The organism is Chromobacterium subtsugae, assembly GCF_035919665.1.
GTDB classification, from domain to species: Bacteria; Pseudomonadota; Gammaproteobacteria; order Burkholderiales; family Chromobacteriaceae; genus Chromobacterium; species Chromobacterium subtsugae.
In genome coordinates this window covers 2,340,650-2,356,526 of the sequence record NZ_CP142381.1, presented here as the reverse complement: position 1 = coordinate 2,356,526, position 15,877 = coordinate 2,340,650, and the positions used below count along the sequence as shown (strand labels likewise).

29 protein-coding genes are annotated in these 15,877 nt (G+C 56.0%); 19 read left to right on the top strand and 10 right to left on the bottom strand.

Going from position 1 to position 15,877, the window contains the following annotated elements:
- Nucleotides 1–3 precede the first annotated feature (3 nt).
- The 10 genes from U6115_RS11425 to U6115_RS11385 all read right to left on the bottom strand — a co-directional run bounded on the left by U6115_RS11425 (nt 4) and on the right by U6115_RS11385 (nt 5,081).
- Nucleotides 4–294: a hypothetical protein gene (locus tag U6115_RS11425; RefSeq protein WP_181243259.1), complete on the bottom strand. Its 291-nt coding sequence runs from the start codon at nt 292–294 to the stop codon at nt 4–6.
- Nucleotides 269–592: a helix-turn-helix domain-containing protein gene (locus U6115_RS22795; RefSeq protein WP_122983743.1), complete on the bottom strand. Its 324-nt coding sequence runs from the start codon at nt 590–592 to the stop codon at nt 269–271. Before U6115_RS22795 ends, U6115_RS11425 begins: the two co-directional genes overlap by 26 nt.
- Before the next feature lie 127 nt (nt 593–719).
- Entirely contained in the window at nt 720–1,061 is a 342-nt protein-coding gene (locus U6115_RS11420; RefSeq protein ID WP_043573577.1) for a helix-turn-helix domain-containing protein, read from the bottom strand.
- Between the two features lie 217 nt (nt 1,062–1,278).
- Entirely contained in the window at nt 1,279–2,100 is an 822-nt protein-coding gene (locus U6115_RS11415) for a DUF3037 domain-containing protein (RefSeq protein ID WP_080770184.1), read from the bottom strand.
- Nucleotides 2,097–2,828 (bottom strand): HipA family kinase, encoded by a 732-nt coding sequence (locus U6115_RS11410; protein ID WP_146008315.1) that lies wholly within the window; start codon nt 2,826–2,828, stop codon nt 2,097–2,099. Before U6115_RS11410 ends, U6115_RS11415 begins: the two co-directional genes overlap by 4 nt.
- Nucleotides 2,829–3,007: 179 nt before the next feature.
- Nucleotides 3,008–3,133, bottom strand: a complete 126-nt coding sequence (locus U6115_RS11405) for a hypothetical protein (RefSeq protein WP_255361877.1) — start codon at nt 3,131–3,133, stop codon at nt 3,008–3,010.
- Nucleotides 3,130–3,771: a hypothetical protein gene (locus U6115_RS11400; RefSeq protein WP_101527452.1), complete on the bottom strand. Its 642-nt coding sequence runs from the start codon at nt 3,769–3,771 to the stop codon at nt 3,130–3,132. Before U6115_RS11400 ends, U6115_RS11405 begins: the two co-directional genes overlap by 4 nt.
- A gap of 42 nt (nt 3,772–3,813) precedes the next feature.
- Nucleotides 3,814–4,155, bottom strand: coding sequence for a hypothetical protein (locus U6115_RS11395; RefSeq protein WP_043573573.1), 342 nt, complete (start codon nt 4,153–4,155; stop codon nt 3,814–3,816).
- The gene (locus tag U6115_RS11390) at nt 4,152–4,535 is read right to left on the bottom strand and encodes a hypothetical protein (protein WP_052257968.1); all 384 of its coding nucleotides are present in this window, start codon (nt 4,533–4,535) and stop codon (nt 4,152–4,154) included. Before U6115_RS11390 ends, U6115_RS11395 begins: the two co-directional genes overlap by 4 nt.
- Nucleotides 4,536–4,670: 135 nt before the next feature.
- Nucleotides 4,671–5,081 carry a YajG family lipoprotein gene (locus U6115_RS11385; RefSeq protein ID WP_043573570.1) on the bottom strand — a complete coding sequence of 137 codons (411 nt, stop codon included), beginning with the start codon at nt 5,079–5,081 and terminating at the stop codon, nt 4,671–4,673.
- A gap of 660 nt (nt 5,082–5,741) precedes the next feature.
- Between U6115_RS11385 and U6115_RS11380 the strand changes: the two genes are divergently transcribed.
- The 19 genes from U6115_RS11380 (at nt 5,742) to U6115_RS11290 (ending at nt 15,155) form a co-directional block, all read left to right on the top strand.
- A complete protein-coding gene (locus U6115_RS11380) occupies nt 5,742–5,912 on the top strand; it encodes a hypothetical protein (protein ID WP_155294739.1) in 171 nt (56 codons plus the stop codon).
- Between the two features lie 425 nt (nt 5,913–6,337).
- On the top strand, nt 6,338–6,874 hold the full coding sequence (locus tag U6115_RS11375; protein ID WP_043573568.1) for a hypothetical protein: 537 nt from the start codon (nt 6,338–6,340) through the stop codon (nt 6,872–6,874).
- A 67-nt stretch (nt 6,875–6,941) separates the two neighbouring features.
- Complete coding sequence (locus tag U6115_RS11370) at nt 6,942–7,175, top strand: hypothetical protein (RefSeq protein ID WP_043573565.1); 234 nt, start codon at nt 6,942–6,944, stop codon at nt 7,173–7,175.
- Entirely contained in the window at nt 7,172–7,420 is a 249-nt protein-coding gene (locus U6115_RS11365) for a hypothetical protein (protein WP_043573562.1), read from the top strand. The genes U6115_RS11370 and U6115_RS11365 overlap by 4 nt, the downstream gene beginning before the upstream one ends.
- Before the next feature lie 91 nt (nt 7,421–7,511).
- Entirely contained in the window at nt 7,512–7,805 is a 294-nt protein-coding gene (locus U6115_RS11360; RefSeq protein WP_043573561.1) for a hypothetical protein, read from the top strand.
- Nucleotides 7,802–7,972 (top strand): hypothetical protein, encoded by a 171-nt coding sequence (locus U6115_RS11355; protein ID WP_155294738.1) that lies wholly within the window; start codon nt 7,802–7,804, stop codon nt 7,970–7,972. Before U6115_RS11360 ends, U6115_RS11355 begins: the two co-directional genes overlap by 4 nt.
- A gap of 25 nt (nt 7,973–7,997) precedes the next feature.
- The gene (locus tag U6115_RS11350; RefSeq protein WP_052257990.1) at nt 7,998–8,930 is read left to right on the top strand and encodes a recombinase RecT; all 933 of its coding nucleotides are present in this window, start codon (nt 7,998–8,000) and stop codon (nt 8,928–8,930) included.
- On the top strand, nt 8,902–9,636 hold the full coding sequence (locus U6115_RS11345) for a YqaJ viral recombinase family protein (protein ID WP_080770183.1): 735 nt from the start codon (nt 8,902–8,904) through the stop codon (nt 9,634–9,636). Before U6115_RS11350 ends, U6115_RS11345 begins: the two co-directional genes overlap by 29 nt.
- 1 nt (nt 9,637) lies before the next feature.
- On the top strand, nt 9,638–10,669 hold the full coding sequence (locus U6115_RS11340; protein WP_043573556.1) for a coiled-coil domain-containing protein: 1,032 nt from the start codon (nt 9,638–9,640) through the stop codon (nt 10,667–10,669).
- 8 nt (nt 10,670–10,677) lie between these two features.
- Nucleotides 10,678–11,097, top strand: a complete 420-nt coding sequence (locus tag U6115_RS11335) for a single-stranded DNA-binding protein (RefSeq protein ID WP_043573553.1) — start codon at nt 10,678–10,680, stop codon at nt 11,095–11,097.
- Nucleotides 11,098–11,275: 178 nt separating this feature from the next.
- A complete protein-coding gene (locus U6115_RS11330; RefSeq protein WP_146008316.1) occupies nt 11,276–12,220 on the top strand; it encodes a hypothetical protein in 945 nt (314 codons plus the stop codon).
- A 74-nt stretch (nt 12,221–12,294) separates the two neighbouring features.
- On the top strand, nt 12,295–12,642 hold the full coding sequence (locus U6115_RS11325) for a helix-turn-helix domain-containing protein (protein ID WP_052257965.1): 348 nt from the start codon (nt 12,295–12,297) through the stop codon (nt 12,640–12,642).
- Complete coding sequence (locus U6115_RS11320) at nt 12,639–13,589, top strand: recombination-associated protein RdgC (RefSeq protein ID WP_043573548.1); 951 nt, start codon at nt 12,639–12,641, stop codon at nt 13,587–13,589. Before U6115_RS11325 ends, U6115_RS11320 begins: the two co-directional genes overlap by 4 nt.
- Nucleotides 13,590–13,613: 24 nt before the next feature.
- Complete coding sequence (locus U6115_RS11315) at nt 13,614–13,988, top strand: hypothetical protein (RefSeq protein ID WP_043573546.1); 375 nt, start codon at nt 13,614–13,616, stop codon at nt 13,986–13,988.
- A 60-nt stretch (nt 13,989–14,048) separates the two neighbouring features.
- A complete protein-coding gene (locus tag U6115_RS11310; RefSeq protein ID WP_043573544.1) occupies nt 14,049–14,300 on the top strand; it encodes a hypothetical protein in 252 nt (83 codons plus the stop codon).
- Nucleotides 14,297–14,428, top strand: coding sequence for a hypothetical protein (locus tag U6115_RS11305; protein WP_255361876.1), 132 nt, complete (start codon nt 14,297–14,299; stop codon nt 14,426–14,428). Before U6115_RS11310 ends, U6115_RS11305 begins: the two co-directional genes overlap by 4 nt.
- Nucleotides 14,425–14,640, top strand: coding sequence for a hypothetical protein (locus U6115_RS11300; protein ID WP_146008317.1), 216 nt, complete (start codon nt 14,425–14,427; stop codon nt 14,638–14,640). The genes U6115_RS11305 and U6115_RS11300 overlap by 4 nt, the downstream gene beginning before the upstream one ends.
- A gap of 45 nt (nt 14,641–14,685) precedes the next feature.
- Entirely contained in the window at nt 14,686–14,886 is a 201-nt protein-coding gene (locus U6115_RS11295) for a hypothetical protein (RefSeq protein WP_043573540.1), read from the top strand.
- A gap of 80 nt (nt 14,887–14,966) precedes the next feature.
- Nucleotides 14,967–15,155, top strand: coding sequence for a hypothetical protein (locus U6115_RS11290; RefSeq protein ID WP_059184272.1), 189 nt, complete (start codon nt 14,967–14,969; stop codon nt 15,153–15,155).
- The last annotated feature ends 722 nt before the right edge of the window (nt 15,156–15,877 follow it).

The following is a 15,877-nucleotide window of genomic DNA, read 5'->3' as shown; positions in this document are numbered from 1 at the left end:
TTTTTACGCCACCATCTGCGCTAACCAGTCTGGATAATCATCAAAAATAGCTGCATCGCCACTGCGGTAAAACTCAACAGATCCATCCTCATACTTCCTTAGCCCTACTGTCACCTCGGCAACAATTCGGCCTCGCCTATCTGCCAGGCAGCACCCTACTGCCAAGTTACCGCTCACGGAATTCTCGTTTTTTTTCATATACAAGCACATGCGTTGTTGCGGAGCCATCAGTCTCACGCTGCCGGCGCTGGTGGGCATATACGTATTTTTACTTACATGCGACACCTGTCGCATGAAACTCCCTCGCAACAACCAATAGTGCATCCATCTGATTGCACGTCAGGTCCTCGCAGAGTTCGAGTAGCTCTAGTCGCTTGGCTGCCATCCTGGCGCTATCCTGGCCATGGAGTAGCACATCTGCCGGCATGCAAACGCACTCGGAAATCATATCCATATGTTCTTTGTTAGGCACTACATCTATGAGCCAACGGTATGCGGTAGACCTAGAGACGCTGCAGGCTCGGGCGAGCGCAGTGATTTTGATGCCCTTTAGGCGAAGGATGGCTTTCAGCCGTTCATGGAAGGATTGCACGCATGGATGCTAAGTGTAAGCACGTACTATTAGCAATAGTTCATGTTTGAACACTTGTAAAATCCATGCGACACCGTGCGACAAAATCTGATGCAATGGACATACACTGTCCGTTGGAGCAGTTGTATCAGCGACGGTCCTTCTCAGCCAGGATCAGCGCCCAGAGTTGGGTGATCTCGTCATTGCCACGGTCTACCAATTGGCGTGCAAGATCCTCCAGAGAGGTCGCCGCAATATAGGCCCTTTCCTCCTCCACCGCCGGCTCCCGCGGCCCTTTGCCTGTCTGCAGCCATTGCGGCCTCACCATGAGAACTTTGGCAAGCTTGAGCAGATCGCGCGGCTTTCTGGTCGGATCGAGTTCAAGAGCAGAGATAGTGCTTTGGGACACGCCTGCGCGTCCGGCGAGCACTTCTTGAGACATTCCCCGCTTCTCGCGGGCATTCCGTAGTCGGTCGGAGAAGCTATCCATCGCGGCATGGTGCCGCACAGATCAACCACAAAGGTGGTAACTATTACCCGTAAACAAGTTGATCGGTTGTGAAAAAGCCCGCGCGAGGCGGGCTTCGTGGGCGCCAGGTGTTTTTATCCGAACCGTGGTGGGTCAGGCCTGACGTTGGGGGTAGTGTGGATGCCGGCCGGCGGCGGGGTCAAGTAAGGGAAAACCCGCCGGAGCGGGTTTCATTTAGTTACGAGCTGGCAAACTCAACTATTTTATCCTTTTCCACATAGTCGACGACCAAGATGCCAAGGCTTTTGAGTTCCTTTTCTATGCTTCTTGCGGCGGAAACTCTTCTCTCATAAGCGGAGTCAGGCATTTTTATGGTAAATAGGACCTGATTTGGCAAAAAACCAAGCCTAGAAAGGCGGCCGATTTTAGCAATCCATCCATCGCCATGTGTGTAGATTTTATTTGGCTCATCCTGCCCTAAGTAAAGGGGCTTGATAAGTTTGGAAACGCCAACATCGGGTATGGTCTGAACCAAAGGGAAGGTTACTGAGTAATCTTCGCTTCCAATTCTTTCTTCACGAAATGGCAATTGAAGGTCTAGCGAGTTCACAATTGATGCAACACGCTTTGCTAGTTGATTCTCCTGGTATTCCTTTGTTACAAAATTCCGCCCTACGTAATAGTCGAAAAGTTGTTCCAAAGTTTTCTCCGGAGACTCGGTTACCAAAACTCTAGCATTTCCAAACCTGACAATAGCCTCTCTTGGACGAACTAGATGATCAAACTCATCCCTCAACTCGTCTGGAGATATATATTCGGCACCTATGGTTAGCTTGATTCGGCTGAGCTCTGCGTTGAAATTATAGACAGAGCGTTTATATATTTGCCCATCAAGCTCATCAAAAAAGCTAGTTACTCTCGCGTATTTTCGCTTTTCAATGCGAAAATCAAAAAAGCCCGTCTTGGGGCAAGTGAGTACAACCCCTATATTTGCAAATTCACCAGTCTCAGAGTACGGCATGAACTGAATAATGGCATACCGACAAGCCAATTTAGTCATATCGCCTCCCAGAATTCTTGCGACCTAAAGCACCCCAATCGAGTGTGCGCATGTTCAATATCAAAGTCGACAAGGATATCATACTCATCATTCTCGTACTTCCAGTATTCAGGAAGAAACCCACGTGCAGCGTCCCATCTGAGGAACGCTTGCTCTATCCGTTCAGCGTATTGGGCGCGTGAAACCAAGTCCGCGCAAATTTTCGGCCACTCTTCTGAAAAAATATGATTTTCAATTAGACTTTGTCGCGAAACATGCTCATTGAAAGCCAGGTTATGGTCAATTACTATGACTTTATTATTGGTGTCAGAATACAACAAATTCGAGTTGCCGGGGGTGCGATCATCATTGCTGATCCAATAATCAAATACTAACAGATCACGTCTGAATTTTTCAGTTGTCCTATAGACATCCGCAGCCTCAAACCAGCGAACGCTTGGACATTCTTGCAAACCAAACAGCATTCCCTTTCCGATGCCCTTCAAGTCTTTAGTGAGCTCCTCATGAAGCTCCTCGCTCACCTCAAGCATAGCGGCCGGGGGAAGCGGCAGCCCGAATCCTTGGCCAAGGAACCAAGCAAGTAGCTCGCAAGTCTGGCTCCGGCGACCTGCCGGTTTTTGTCCCTTTACATAATAGCTTTGTCCATCATCTGCTTTGCAAATGTATGGCTCAGACTTGCCTTGCGATGACTTGTACAAAATCTCATTGATCTGCAATCGCTCCAGCATACATCTCCCTGTTCTACGTCAGGTCACTACAGAATAGTTTTTCGTTAGAAGGCACTCAGAAGCCGCTTTGTCCGTTCATGCTTTTGAAGTAGCCAGCCCACAGTTGGTGCATCAGAGTCATCAACCTCATCCCACACGGAAATCTGGCAATTCAGTCCAAGCATCAAGGAACTACATGCTCAGCACCCCACCCACCAGAACGCCCACTCGCCCAGCACCAACAACATCGTCACCAGCCGGCAGCCGGCCGGGTCCAGCGCAGCGGCGTCGCCGGCGTAGTAGAGCGGGTCGTTGGCGGCAGTCATCGTCCGCCAGGCAAGAACCACTCCGGTTCAGTCACAATTCGAACAGCCTTGCAGGACTTATGGGCAAAATCCAAGGCGACACTCTCTGTATCGAATGGGCCGTGCACAATGGATTGTTCGTGAGCCCCCTCCGAAACAAACCATTGCCCCAAAGAAAATTCAGTACCGGCGTGCTGGCTCACCGGCTCACGGTTTTGTTCGATGATGTTGGATATCATGCAATGAGGAGGCTCTCCCTCCCCTTGGTCGGCACGAAATCCAAAATACCGAACCAGGCCCTCGGCTTGCGAGTCAAATTCTTCATTTTCAGAATGCCAGTCCTCGAAGTCCTCAAGTTCCTTTTGGGCGGCCTCTGCCTCTTTTTGCATCTCCTCAATGGTTAGTGGTCGTTTCACCTCCACTAACTCGATGCTGTGTATGTTCGAGTACTTATCGACGATGCTCTGCAGAAGAACACCCAACTTTTGTGGGGCGAAACCGAACCGTACAGGTTGAGTCAGGTAAAGGCGAAGCAGGACGAGATCACCATTACTTGCCTGCTGGTCTATTTTTGCGACTTCGCTTTGCAGCCAGCCGCGAAGCTTGAGTGCCGAGATATCTTCCGCTGGATTTAACAAGCAAATTCTCAGTTGCGCCATAAAGTCCTCCTTTGCCCAATCCTCAAGAGTCACAGCCAGTAGCTAGATCACACTCCACAGCCACCTTAGGAACAACCAAGCGATCGAGACAACCACCGCGCCAACAAACATCGCCAGGATCAGCACGCTCAGCCAGTAAAGGGCCGCGCCGCCAGCCGCGGCACCGAGCACGGTCAAGATCAAACGGATTGCCTTCGGCCACTCGGCGCCACCGTGGGCCATGATGGTGTGCCAAGTAAGCAAACCTCCTCCGATCAGGCCAACGAGCAGCCCAAAAGAGCGGATGTTGCTCTCGCGCGCCTCGTCCTCTGCTCGTACTAGATCCGCGGCAGAGTTGTAGTGGGCGGTGACGCCGCCGCCCTGGCGTTTGCTATAGCGGGTCATGCATTTCCCCTTGGAGATACCTCGCAGGATGGCACCCAGTAGACCTTATCGAACGCCTGCATGGCGGCATTACCATTCAGGTCCGGCCCAGGCTCGATCTGTAGGTCAGCTACGTCAAGGACGTTCTTCCCAAAAACTGCACGCGCAACGAAACGCCGCTCTCCAACCATTGCACCGAAAGAGTTTTTGCCGTTGACGTACCCGCAGACATACCCCCTGGTGAACGTGCCATCCTCGCTCTCCTTCTTGAAAACGACATTACGAAAGATGGCAGAAGATGGGTCATTCAAAGAAGCCTTGGCAACCTCTTTTGCCTGGATGATTGCCCGATCCTCTCCAGTTTGCAGCGCCACCGTCACAATGCTGAAAGTGACAAGCATGGCCAGAATGCCAAGTCCAGCGCCAATCCAAAGCGGGGAGCGCTTCTTTGTGCACCCGCAATGTGGACAAGCTTTGGCCTTAGTACTCACTTCCTTGCCACACTCCCTACATGAAGTAAGCGCCAATTCTTGCCCCTACTCAGTCGCGGTCGGCACGATCGACATGGACATGGCCTGATCGATCAGTACGCGGAAGCGGTTGTCCTTGGTCGGGTCAAGTGTCGCTGCGAGCTCCTTCAGGTTGCCCCCACACATGCCGTCAGGCTCTGCCCCGATGATCGCAGCACCTGGCTTGGAGCGAAGCTGCACGACCTCTCCTGCGCCCAGCAAAGCGCTCAACGTCCCGTTCATATAGATGCGTGTATTACACGCACCACCAACAAACCCTGAGTCACGCTTTATTAGGATGCTGGCATCCCCAGATCCCGCCGCAATCAGCCTAGAAGGTGGCACCGGCTTAGCCTGCGCAAATGTCACAGGCTGCGTAGCGCAGCCGGACAACCCCACAACTACCGAAAGAGCTGTCAATACAAGAGTCTTTTTCATATCAACACGCCCACTTATGTGACGTTGGCATTTTACACCCAGCACACCCCGCCCTACTTCTGCCTCTTCATCGACCCGTATGTGAAATGCAACACATAACCTCATGGGTAACTGAAAACACCTTGATTAAAATAACCTGTAGGGTTATTGTTACCCCAACAGCACAGCAACACAGTGCACCGATCTCTAACAACCAGCAGCGATACGGCACAGCCCAGGGCGCAGAAGTGCGGCACCCCTGTCAGGTCTCTGACCTGAGGAAGAAAGCCAAGTCATGCAGCAGCAACTGCATGTCGCGTGAGAGGGCCGCGAGGAGCGGACTAATGACCACGTAAGCGCCAAACCCACCGTGGCGGGTAACGGGGGGCAAGAGTTTCAAACAGGCGAGAGCGGCCTGAGTAAAACGGCTTATTCGAATCGCACCCGTAAGGTGCCAACGAATTCTCCCGTGTAGGCGCCGTCCGCGGCGCGAGGGATGCAGGCAGACCCCTACAGAATGACCCTGCCCTGGCTCAGCAGCGAAATCGGAAGGCGAGGACACCGCCCGGAATCTGAGATAGGACATCCCGACTGGCCGCCGTAAGCGGCCACCTACACGCATGACGATTGACGGAAAGCCCGTCGTCAGCCGTGTAGGTCGCAATCACAAACGAGGAACACATGAGCGAATTCAAAGTTGGTAGCAAAGTGAAGTTCACCACCATCCACAAGCGCGCCGGCAGCGGCAAGATCACTCACATCGACGATGGCCCGAAAGGCTCGTTCTACTCGGTGAAGGAAGAGGACGGCAAGATTACCAAGTGCCGCCTGAAGCAGCTGGAACACGCCTGATCCGCCGCCGGCCTGGCCGGCTTTACCACTGAACGCCTTGCTGTGAGCAAGTGCAGCGTTTGGCCACGCGTACCGGGCGCCACCCGGGCAGGAGCCGGCAGGACGTTCAGTAGTAAAGCAAGACCCCCGCACTGCGCCGGGGCCGCTTCGGCGGGAGGCCTTCCGGTTGCGCACCCCAACCGATATGCGCAGATGGGTCGACCACAACACATCGTAGGTCGTTGCAACAGCGCCGGCAGCCCTCGCGGGTAGTCTGATGCCGGTCGTACCGCTGGATTCAGCGGCGGGGGATTGGACCATGTTCAGCAGTCGCTGGGTGACGAATCGCGCCAGCGCCCCCGCCCCTGCACCTCGCAATACGTGCTTGAGCCGTTCAATCGAATCGATTTATCTTTCAAGCGAATTTGATAGAAATGGACACTTGAATGCATCCTGATCTAGCCCGCTTGGTCGATATCGCCGGCATGGCTCTTGAGGCGGAAGACCGACAAATACTCGGGGCCGTTACCGCTAACCGAGTCGCATACTCCGGCGAGTCTGGCGGCCTTCTCCGCTTCAACAATGAGCGATTCTACCAATTCATAGTTGCCAAGTCCTTGCTGTCCTCCATGCCTTACAAGGTGTCTGTCGAAGTCAATTCTCACGACATGGTGTTGGAGGTGCCGGATACCGGAAATCACTTTGCTGTGGTCGAAATGAAGCGCTGGATGAGCCCGAATGGTGAGCAAGAGTTGCCGGGTATCCGCAAAGATATTTTCCAAAAATTACAAAATACGACAGGGGCTCACAAGCTCATGTTGCTGTTCTCATCCAATCCTCGTGATCAAATGCGCGAGCAGATGAGCTGGCTGCTTGAAAGACTTAACCTTCCCGAAGATAGCTTTTCATCATATTGCTTCTCAACATATGACCAGTTAGGCAAAGCCGTAGAGTTTTGGATCGCCGGGATTGAAATCACTTAGCCCCCTTCGTTCTCTTCCCTATCACCACACCCCGCCATGTGCGGGGTTTCTTTTTCTGGAGCACTCCATGCCCAAGATCGACATCACCATCCATGCGGATCTGGCCTGCGTCAGACCACGCACCATCGCCACTCGCACCGAGATGGAGGTTCGCATCGAGGGCGTGGCACTGGAAGACCTCTTGCAGAGCGTGTCCGCTGACGATCTGGTTCGTCTCATCGGAACGGATGAAATCATCGCAGCAGTTGGCCGGGTTCGAAATGCCGACCTGCTGCTACCCAAGGAAAGGAAAGCAGCATGATCGCCAATGCCATCGCAGCGCCCTCCTCGGCGCTGATTCACCAAGACTGCCGCAACCTGCGCGCAGCCAATTCCGGCAGCTACGCAATCCACTCGCTGGCTGGCTTCCGCGTCCACTTCCAGTTTCCTCGCACTCGCCGCCGCATCGACAACCTGATCGTGCTGGCGCGCAGCAAGGGGGAAGTACTAGACCGCGCAGACGCGATTCTTCCCGACTACTTGCCCACCGGCATGTCGCGGATATGAAAGCCTGGCTCCTTCGCACTCTGGGCGGATGCATAGCCACCTCACTCTTCTTCGTCGTTGTCACTGTGGTTCAAGCCGTGGAGCAACTCAAATGAACATTCACCTGCACTGCCCCATTCAAAGTTCCATTGCCCACCATATTCATGCAGAGACGCTGGCCGCCGCAGCTGATCACCAGTTCGATCGGTTGCGTGAGCAGTACACCACCAACGGCATAGACTGGTCCGACGTCGCAAATCGCAACGAGGCCACGATGGCCATGGCTGCCCAGGTGCTAGCGCTGGTCTATGGGATGCCTGACTGCCCGGCGCGCCGGAAAACTATCCAGTTACTGGACGCTGCGACAGACAGCTACGCCCAAGACATGGTACGGGAGGCAGCGTGATACGCACCATCACCGGCGACAAAATGCATAACGCTCTGAAGGCCCGCACCATCCAACAAGGCGGCCCATTGACCGGCACCCCTCCACACATGAAACGCGCGGCTAGCAAATACCGCGAGCGCCACGTCATTGAAGACATTCTTCTTAAATTCAACAAGCTCGCCTGAGCGGGCTTTCTTAAACGAAAAGGCCATGGCCACCCATCTTGAAGTCTTACAAGGCGACATTGCCGCCATCGCGCCGCAATTTGACGCGGTCCTAGCCGACAAGTCCCTGAATTTCGAAGCCGAAGCCGGCTTCGCCATGCAGATCATCCAGGGCAGCGATTACCTAGCGAAGGTCGCATTCGGGAATCGCCAGTCCCTGGTTGATGCTGTCACCAACGTCGCAGCCATTGGCATCAGCTTGAACCCGGCCAAGAAGCAAGCCTATCTGGTGCCGCGCAAGAGCAAGGTATGCCTCGACATCAGCTACATGGGCATGATGCACCTAGCCCAGCAAACCGGCGCCATTCAATGGGGTCAAGCGCTGATCGTTCGCGAGAGCGACACATTCGAGCTAACGGCGATAGACACCGCGCCGGTCCACAAATACAGCCCGTTCGCCACCGAGGAGCAGCGCGGCAAGATCATTGGCGCGTATGTGGTCGTCAAAACCGATGGCGGCGACTACCTCACCCACTGCATGACCATAGCGGACATTCACTCAATCCGCGACCGCTCCGAGGCCTGGAAGAAATATCAGCAGGACAGCTCCAAGAAATGCCCCTGGGTAACGGATGAGCCGGAGATGATCAAGAAGACGGTCGTCAAGCAGGCATCCAAATATTGGCCGCATCGCGAGCGCTTGCAGCAAGCCATCTACCACATGGACACCGAGGGTGGCGAAGGATATGCCCGCGAGCCCGAGCGGAATGTCACGCCGTCCACCGATGAGCAGCAGGCCCATCTTGCGTCCCTCCTGACCAGCTACGGCCGCACCTGGGAGCAGCTGTCTGCGGTCTACCCCAAGAACGCCCCTTACAAGGGGCAGCCCATGGAAGCCGTGACAGCGCTGGACATGGACACGTTTATTCGATTCGTTGAAAGGAAACTCAATGAACCCCCGCAGCAACAAGCAGCTTAGATCTGACCTTACCCGCCTTACGCTGCGGCACATGGGTTTCGACGGTGCGGCCGTCACCCAGGGCTCTGACAGCTGGGAAACAATGCGCCTCGGCGTCATAACCGCCAGCCGAGCAAAAGACCTGATCGCCAAGGGCCGCAGCGCAAACAGCATCGGCGAAGCTCGCAACACCTACCTGATGGAACTGATCGCTGAAGTCGCAACCGGACAGCAGAAACGCAGCGGCGGCAAGGCCTCCGCCTGGGGCCATGAGCATGAAGAATCATGCGTCGGCCTATACGGCTTCGACGCTGGCGTTGAAGTGGAGACCATCCCCTTCGTCTATGGCGATGACAGCATGCGCTACGGCGCCAGCCCTGACGGACTCATCGGTGATGCGTTGGGAATTGAAGCCAAGAACCCATTCAACACCGCCGTTTACCTCAAGTTCGTTTTGAATGGCGAAATCAAGCCGGAGTACATCGAACAGGTTCAGTTTTCCATGTTCGTCACCGGCCGCGAGCAATGGGTATTCGCCAACCACGACCCGGACGTTCGCAATTACATCCTGCACAGCATCACCATCGATCGTGATGAAGCCAAGATGAAGACGTTCGCGGATGCGATCGGCCAATTCTCCCACGATATGGACCGCGCGCTTGAGAAGCTGGGCTACAAGTTCGGCGATCAATGGACGCCCCTCATCAACACCAGAAAGGCGGCATGACATGGCAGCCGAAGACATCAAAGACCTCGTAGTCATCGAAAAGACCTCCGTTCAGGAGGTCTTTCTGCATCGCGAACTCCTGGACGTGATTTTGGAGCAGATCCGCGACAAGGCGCTGAGCATCGCTCCCGATTTATCCACGGCGACCAGCCGCAAAAACATCGCCAGCGTGGCGTACAACGTGGCCAAGGCCAAAACCTATTTGGACGACCTTGCCAAAGAGCGCGTGGCCGAACTGAAGGATCTGCCGAAGCAAATAGACGAAAGCCGCAAGTACATGCGCGACTTTCTGGACCGGCTCAAAGATGAAGTCCGCCAGCCCCTGACCGACTGGGAGGCCGAGCAAGAACGCATCGCCGCCGAGAAGAAAGCGGCCGAAGAGGCCGCGGCCCTCGCCCGCCAAATCGAAGCCGATCATGAAATCGCCCTGCTGATGAATCGCGAGTTTGACCGAGTGGCCGAAGAGAAGCGCCAAGCTGATCTGCGCGCCCAGCAAGAGCGCGATGCCGAAATTGCCCGGCAGGCCGAAGAGAAGGCACGACGCGAAGTCGAAGAGAAAGCAGAGGCCGAACGGCAGGCGGCCATTCAGCGCGAAGTTGACGCCAAGATTGCCGCTGAGCGCGCGGAGCAAGAGCGCCTGGCCGCTGAGCAGCGTGCTAAGGATGCCGAAGCCCGCGCGGCCCGCGAGAAGGCTGAGGCCGAGGAGCGCATCCGTCAAACCCAGGCCAAAGCCGAGCAGGATCGCCTTGAAGCTGCAGAGCGCGCCAAGCAGGCCGCAATCCAGGCGGAAGCCGATCGCATCCGCGCCGCCGAGGAAGCGGCAGCGGCCGAACGGCGCCGCCAAGATTTGGAACGCCAGGCAGCCGCGGCCGAGCAAAAACGCCGCGAAGCCGATAAGGCACACAAGGCAACAATCAACCGCGCAGTACTAGATGCCCTGCTCACCGAAACAAACATATCGGAAGAGCAAGCAAAGGCGGTCGTAGTTGCCATCGCCCGCGGCCTAGTCCCTCACATCACCCTCATGTACTAAGGCGAATCATGAACAGCATCACCTTTGACGGCCGCCTAGCCGCCGACGCCGAGCTTCGCTATACGCAGGCCGGCGAACCCATCCTCACCTTCCGCGTGGCCAGCGATATCGGCTTCGGAGAGCGCAAGACCACCAACTGGTTCAGCTGCCAGGTCTGGGGCAAGCGCGGCGAATCGCTGAAGAACTACTTGGCAAAAGGCCAGCAGGTGACGGTCTATGGCCAGCTTAACCTGCGCGAATGGCAGGACAAGGACGGCAACAAGCGGCTATCGCCGGATGTGCGCGTCAACGAGCTGAGCCTGCAGGGCGGCCGTCAGGAGGATGGTGGAACGCATTCGCCGCGGCAGGAACCGCCGGCAGCCCCGCGCCGCCAGGAGCCGAGGGCAGCCCCGCGCATGGATGACATGGAGGACGATATCCCGTTCTGAGAGGAGCGACAAAGTTCTATTCAGTAATTTTACTTTAAGAACAAAGAACAATATATAGCCAAGCGCTCTTGAAATTAAATGCCCAAACCACATAATCCCCTATTGCGAACATGGCTGACATGTCCGCAAAGTCTTGATTGAAGCTACATCAACAAATCATTGAAATAAGGGGATCGTTATGGGCATTAAAATGGATGAGGCATATGATAGTGATCGAAAACCATGGAAGGCATCCGATTATGAAAAAGGAAAAGGAACCGAACCTTTGTCCTGCATACACTGCCCAGCAGAAATAACCCACAACCTCGCCCACTTTCGAGAATATCACGACAAATCAGTATTGGTACCAAGCTATTTTAAGCTAAAGCCTGGCAGAAAACATGAAATCGGTTGTCAATTTGGCATTACTAAAGAAGTAGAAATTATTGCCGACAAGTCGGAAGGGCTAATCGAAGCGCTCAAAGGGGGAAAGCGGAGACTAAGGCTTGCAATGCTGAAAGAGGCCATACAAACCCCCGAAGAGCTAACCGCACCGCCCAAGAGCAAAAAGGATGAGGATGAAGGCACTGATAAAATAAGTAAAAAATATGTTAGCTCAGGAAAAAACATTTCCGCCTATATAAATACCGCAAAGCGTGTACTCGAGGTCGCAGCACAATGCGAAGAAGATCTCGATATGGCAGATGAACTTGAACTTGTCTTCGAAGGCACAACCGTTGTTGAGTGGAAGAAATTTTACTTCAATGCCATACGTCAACTCGAAGCATACGAAACCGTCCGCAACAACACTAAGCAGCACCCAATTGCGATATGCGGAACTATTGCATCGATAAAATCGACATCAAAGGGCAAGGTCATCAATCTAGAAAAAAGCAAGGCCATAAAATGCCCTGACCTACCTGACAACTGCATCAATATTGAAATATCCATATTTCTTAAAGATTCCAGCTGGGCAGATGGTTTCTCAGAGGGGGATGAAATAATTGCTTTTGGGATGTGGACCCGCAGCCCGGATCAGAATGGGCGCATTGAAAAACCCATCAAGTATAAAACAATTACAACCAGAAAATTAAACCTTAACCCACAATTAAAGGGGCAAATATTTAAAATTCAACGGCGATAGCCAGCATGCCTTAAAAATACATCTGTAAAAAATGAAGCCCGCCATGTGCGGGCTTCATCAATTCTGGAGCCATCATGCAAAACCCCCGCGACATCCGCCGCCAAACTGGCCTCAACCAGCAGCAATTCTGGAGCGTCCTCGGCGTCACCCAATCCGGCGGCAGCCGCTACGAGAACGAGCGCAACATCCCCAAGCCGGTACAGACCCTGATAAACGTAGTCCACGTTCACGGCATCGACCTGTCCAAGATCACAGCCGAGAATGCCCAGGTCATCCGCGCGCTGCCAGCTGGTGAGCTGGATGTTACATCTCTACTCCGAACCGCCGAGAACATGCGCAAATTGTCTTTACTTGCCGCAGGAGTGTCGAGTGAGGCCGCCAATACATCAGCACGGCTCCAAGGACTGGGGGTGGCAGCATGACCTGGTTCAAACAACTGTCGTTCTACCGCCTGGCCGGCCTGGTCGATCAGGCTGCCCTCGCCACCAACCTGGAGCGGCGCCCGTTCCAGCCCTGCATGGGCCTGGATTGGTTCAGCGAAGGCTGGGTGGCCCCGGCCGGCCACCTGGACGCGCCTGTCTACGCAGAACGCGGCAACCTGCTTCTGGCGCTGCGCCGCGAAGACAAGGTGCTGCCGGCCTCCGTGATTCGCGACTATGTCGATGCCAAGGTGGCAGAAGTAGAGGCTCGGGAGCTGCGCAAGATCGGCCGCAAGGAAAAGCTGGCGCTGAAGGAGCAGCTGACCGACGACCTGCTGCCGCGCGCCTTCGTGCGCAGCGGCCGCACTCTGGCCTACATCGACAACAACCGGCAGTGGTTGATGGTGGAGTCGGCCACCGCCAGCAAGGCAGAGGCACTGGTCTCCAAGCTGCGCGAAGCGCTGCCGCCATTCCCCGCCGCGCTGCCGCGAACGAAGATCGCCCCGCATGCGGCTATGACCGACTGGCTGGCCATCGGCGAAGCGCCCGATGGCTTCGAACTGGACGCTGACGCGGTGCTTCGGGATAGCAGCGAGAACGGCGCGCAGGTGCGGGTTAGCCGTATCGACCTGACTGCCGATGAGATCCGGCAGCACATCGCCACCGGCAAGCAGGTCACCATGCTGGGCCTGATCTGGAACGAGAAGATCCGCTTCCAGCTGACCGACTCGCTGCAGCTGAAGCGCATCCAGTTCCTGGACGTGCTGCAGGAGGAGGCCAGCCAGGCTGGCGACGACCGCGAAAGCCTGTTCGCCGCCACCTTCCTCTTGATGAGCGAAGAGCTGGGCGAACTGGTCAGCGCGCTGGTGGAGGCGCTGGGCGGGCTTGAAGACAGCCAAGCAGCCGCGCCGGCGGCGCCTACTGAAGTGGCCGCAACCCCGTGGGAATAATCCATCAGGCAAGGAGCGATCGCAATGAGCAAGAAACCCATAGGCGCAGACAAGCCGCCCGCCCGCCAGAAACTTGAACGGTTCAGCCATCAGATCAGCCTCACCCTATCCGATGGCGAGCGCACGCTGCCGCTGGGCGTGGCCAATATCCAGTGGAAAGCCCCCCCCGGCAGCACTTTGTCATCCTCGCAGCTTTTCATGGCCGCCGTGCTGGGCGCCCAGCGCCGCTACTCGGCCACCATCAAGGGGCTGGGCCTGCGCTACCTCTGGCAGATGGCCGACGATGCCGGCAACCGAGTGACGCTTCTGGAAATCGACCAGCGGCACATGGAGGCCAAGGATAAGAAAGAGCCGCTAACCATCAAGCGGCTGGGCTTTGACTCAGTCGAAATCGTATAGCAGGCCGCGCGAAGCGGCCATTTTCTTGCCCGGCGCCCGCTCGGCGCCCTGGAGAGCAACATGAACACCCACATCAGCACCATGCGCTACGCGATGCAAATCGCCGTACTGGCACAGCTCCTGGAGCAACGTGAGCGCCAGATCGAGCAATTGGCGACCGTCATCTCCATCAAGGACGAGCAACTGGCCACCCAGAATAGCGCGGCAATGGAATATGTCGCGCGCTGCAACGAGCTGGAAGCCCGCAATAGCGAGCTGGCGCGCCAGCGCGACTTGCTGGCGCTGGAAGCTCAGGAACGGAGGGCGGCGTGATCTACCAGAGCTACGGCGAGGACTACCACGTCACGCCGCGGCCTGAGCCGCTGCCGGCGGCGGCCGGCCAGGCCGATGAGCCGCGCTACCCCGACGACGGGGTGGAGAGCGATGGGGGCGAGCTATGAAAAAACGCACTCCACGGCGCCACTGGCAGATGCCGCAGGGTATTCCCGGCCTGCCGGCCTGCGCTGAATTCAGCCCGATCGCGGAGCGCTGCCAGTCCAAATCCATCAAGCAGCTACTGACCGCCGCGCGGCCGGCCGCGGAATGGACCTCTCACGACGTCAATGAGTTGATCTACCTGGCCAACACCTGCAGCGAGCTGCTGCACCGCTGACCGCAGTACAGCACGCCGGCGCGCTTGGCTGCCGGAAATGAGCTGGTGGCCGTTTTGACCGAGGTGAAGCGGCGCCGGCGGGAGCATGGCCACTATGGCATCACCGGCGACGAGTGGGCGGTGCTGCGGCGAATGGTTGCCGACCTGCAGGGCTGTGTAGAGGCGGTGCCGACGCAGCGGCTGTTTGCTGCTGAGGCGGAGGTTGACCGGGAGATAGTGGTGAGTAGTTTGACCAAGGTGGTGTAGATGATAGGGTGAGCAGAATATTGCACTGAATATTTATTAGGAATACTATTTGTGCTCACTTTAATTTTGGAGAATAAATTATGGGTATCGCAGTCTTTAGAGATAAGAACGGTAAAGAAGTGATGGTCAATCCCAGTGCTGTTTCTTATGCCAGGGAAAGCGATCAGCAATTTGAATGCGTCGTTATTCATTTTGTAGATGACCAGTCGTCCATTATCGTTCGTGATACTTTCTCGGCTGTCCTTCAGGCTTTGAGGAATAACTATTAACATCTGCTGATTTCTTGCCCGCTCATTCGGGCATCGTTATTTACAAGGCCCCATGCGGGCCTTTTTTCATGGAGGCACGCATGAGCATGTACCGAATATGCAGTCACTGCCACCGTTCCCGGCACAAAGCCAGCGGCGCGTACGTGATGACACTAAGCGGCGCAGGGAGCGTGTGGCGCTGCAAGACGTGCAAGGCGGCGAAGTGATGCGGCAGGTCGCGGCACTGTTCGTCCGCGCCGACAGCATCTACAAGGACATGCCCGGCGTGGATGCCTGGGACGCCGAGAGGGACGCCAGAACCTGGCCGGGAGGCTGCCCGGTTGTGGCGCACCCGCCGTGCCGGGCCTGGGGGAGGCTGCGGCAGTTTGCAAAGCCACGCGCCGACGAGAAGGAGCTGGCTCTCTTCGCCCTGCAGCAGATCCGCAAGTTCGGCGGCGTGCTGGAGCATCCAGCGGAAAGCTCGCTTTGGAATGAAGCATTCCTGCCCAAGCCGGGCGAATTCCCTGACGAGCGGGGGGGGGTGGAGCATCGCAGTCGAGCAGTTCCACTGGGGGCACCGCGCCGAGAAGGCGACGTGGCTCTACATCGTGGGCTGCACACCTTACAACCTGCCGCCCATGCCGTTTCGACCGGGGCGCCCAACCCACTGCGTCAGGCCCACTCGTTCATACCCTCGACTGCCATCCATCACCAAGGCCGAGCGCGAGCACACGCCGCCCGAT

Excerpts from the sequence above, each read along its gene's own strand:
- U6115_RS11370 (WP_043573565.1), top strand. The coding sequence starts at position 6,942 with ATGCCCAAGATCGACATCACCATCCATGCGGATCTGGCCTGCGTCAGA.
- U6115_RS11395 (WP_043573573.1), bottom strand. The coding sequence starts at position 4,155 with ATGACCCGCTATAGCAAACGCCAGGGCGGCGGCGTCACCGCCCACTAC.
- U6115_RS11410 (WP_146008315.1), bottom strand. The coding sequence starts at position 2,828 with ATGCTGGAGCGATTGCAGATCAATGAGATTTTGTACAAGTCATCGCAA.
- U6115_RS11380 (WP_155294739.1), top strand. The coding sequence starts at position 5,742 with ATGAGCGAATTCAAAGTTGGTAGCAAAGTGAAGTTCACCACCATCCAC.
- U6115_RS11360 (WP_043573561.1), top strand. The coding sequence starts at position 7,512 with ATGAACATTCACCTGCACTGCCCCATTCAAAGTTCCATTGCCCACCAT.
- U6115_RS11350 (WP_052257990.1), top strand. The coding sequence starts at position 7,998 with ATGGCCACCCATCTTGAAGTCTTACAAGGCGACATTGCCGCCATCGCG.
- U6115_RS11310 (WP_043573544.1), top strand. The coding sequence starts at position 14,049 with ATGAACACCCACATCAGCACCATGCGCTACGCGATGCAAATCGCCGTA.
- U6115_RS11290 (WP_059184272.1), top strand. The coding sequence starts at position 14,967 with ATGGGTATCGCAGTCTTTAGAGATAAGAACGGTAAAGAAGTGATGGTC.
- U6115_RS11425 (WP_181243259.1), bottom strand. The coding sequence starts at position 294 with ATGCGACAGGTGTCGCATGTAAGTAAAAATACGTATATGCCCACCAGC.
- U6115_RS11390 (WP_052257968.1), bottom strand. The coding sequence starts at position 4,535 with ATGCTTGTCACTTTCAGCATTGTGACGGTGGCGCTGCAAACTGGAGAG.
- U6115_RS11315 (WP_043573546.1), top strand. The coding sequence starts at position 13,614 with ATGAGCAAGAAACCCATAGGCGCAGACAAGCCGCCCGCCCGCCAGAAA.
- U6115_RS11325 (WP_052257965.1), top strand. The coding sequence starts at position 12,295 with ATGCAAAACCCCCGCGACATCCGCCGCCAAACTGGCCTCAACCAGCAG.
- U6115_RS11375 (WP_043573568.1), top strand. The coding sequence starts at position 6,338 with ATGCATCCTGATCTAGCCCGCTTGGTCGATATCGCCGGCATGGCTCTT.
- U6115_RS11300 (WP_146008317.1), top strand. The coding sequence starts at position 14,425 with ATGAAAAAACGCACTCCACGGCGCCACTGGCAGATGCCGCAGGGTATT.
- U6115_RS11335 (WP_043573553.1), top strand. The coding sequence starts at position 10,678 with ATGAACAGCATCACCTTTGACGGCCGCCTAGCCGCCGACGCCGAGCTT.
- U6115_RS11405 (WP_255361877.1), bottom strand. The coding sequence starts at position 3,133 with ATGACTGCCGCCAACGACCCGCTCTACTACGCCGGCGACGCCGCTGCG.
- U6115_RS11415 (WP_080770184.1), bottom strand. The coding sequence starts at position 2,100 with ATGACTAAATTGGCTTGTCGGTATGCCATTATTCAGTTCATGCCGTAC.
- U6115_RS11420 (WP_043573577.1), bottom strand. The coding sequence starts at position 1,061 with ATGGATAGCTTCTCCGACCGACTACGGAATGCCCGCGAGAAGCGGGGA.
- U6115_RS11320 (WP_043573548.1), top strand. The coding sequence starts at position 12,639 with ATGACCTGGTTCAAACAACTGTCGTTCTACCGCCTGGCCGGCCTGGTC.
- U6115_RS11330 (WP_146008316.1), top strand. The coding sequence starts at position 11,276 with ATGGGCATTAAAATGGATGAGGCATATGATAGTGATCGAAAACCATGG.
- U6115_RS11365 (WP_043573562.1), top strand. The coding sequence starts at position 7,172 with ATGATCGCCAATGCCATCGCAGCGCCCTCCTCGGCGCTGATTCACCAA.
- U6115_RS11345 (WP_080770183.1), top strand. The coding sequence starts at position 8,902 with ATGAACCCCCGCAGCAACAAGCAGCTTAGATCTGACCTTACCCGCCTT.
- U6115_RS11340 (WP_043573556.1), top strand. The coding sequence starts at position 9,638 with ATGGCAGCCGAAGACATCAAAGACCTCGTAGTCATCGAAAAGACCTCC.
- U6115_RS11385 (WP_043573570.1), bottom strand. The coding sequence starts at position 5,081 with ATGAAAAAGACTCTTGTATTGACAGCTCTTTCGGTAGTTGTGGGGTTG.
- U6115_RS11400 (WP_101527452.1), bottom strand. The coding sequence starts at position 3,771 with ATGGCGCAACTGAGAATTTGCTTGTTAAATCCAGCGGAAGATATCTCG.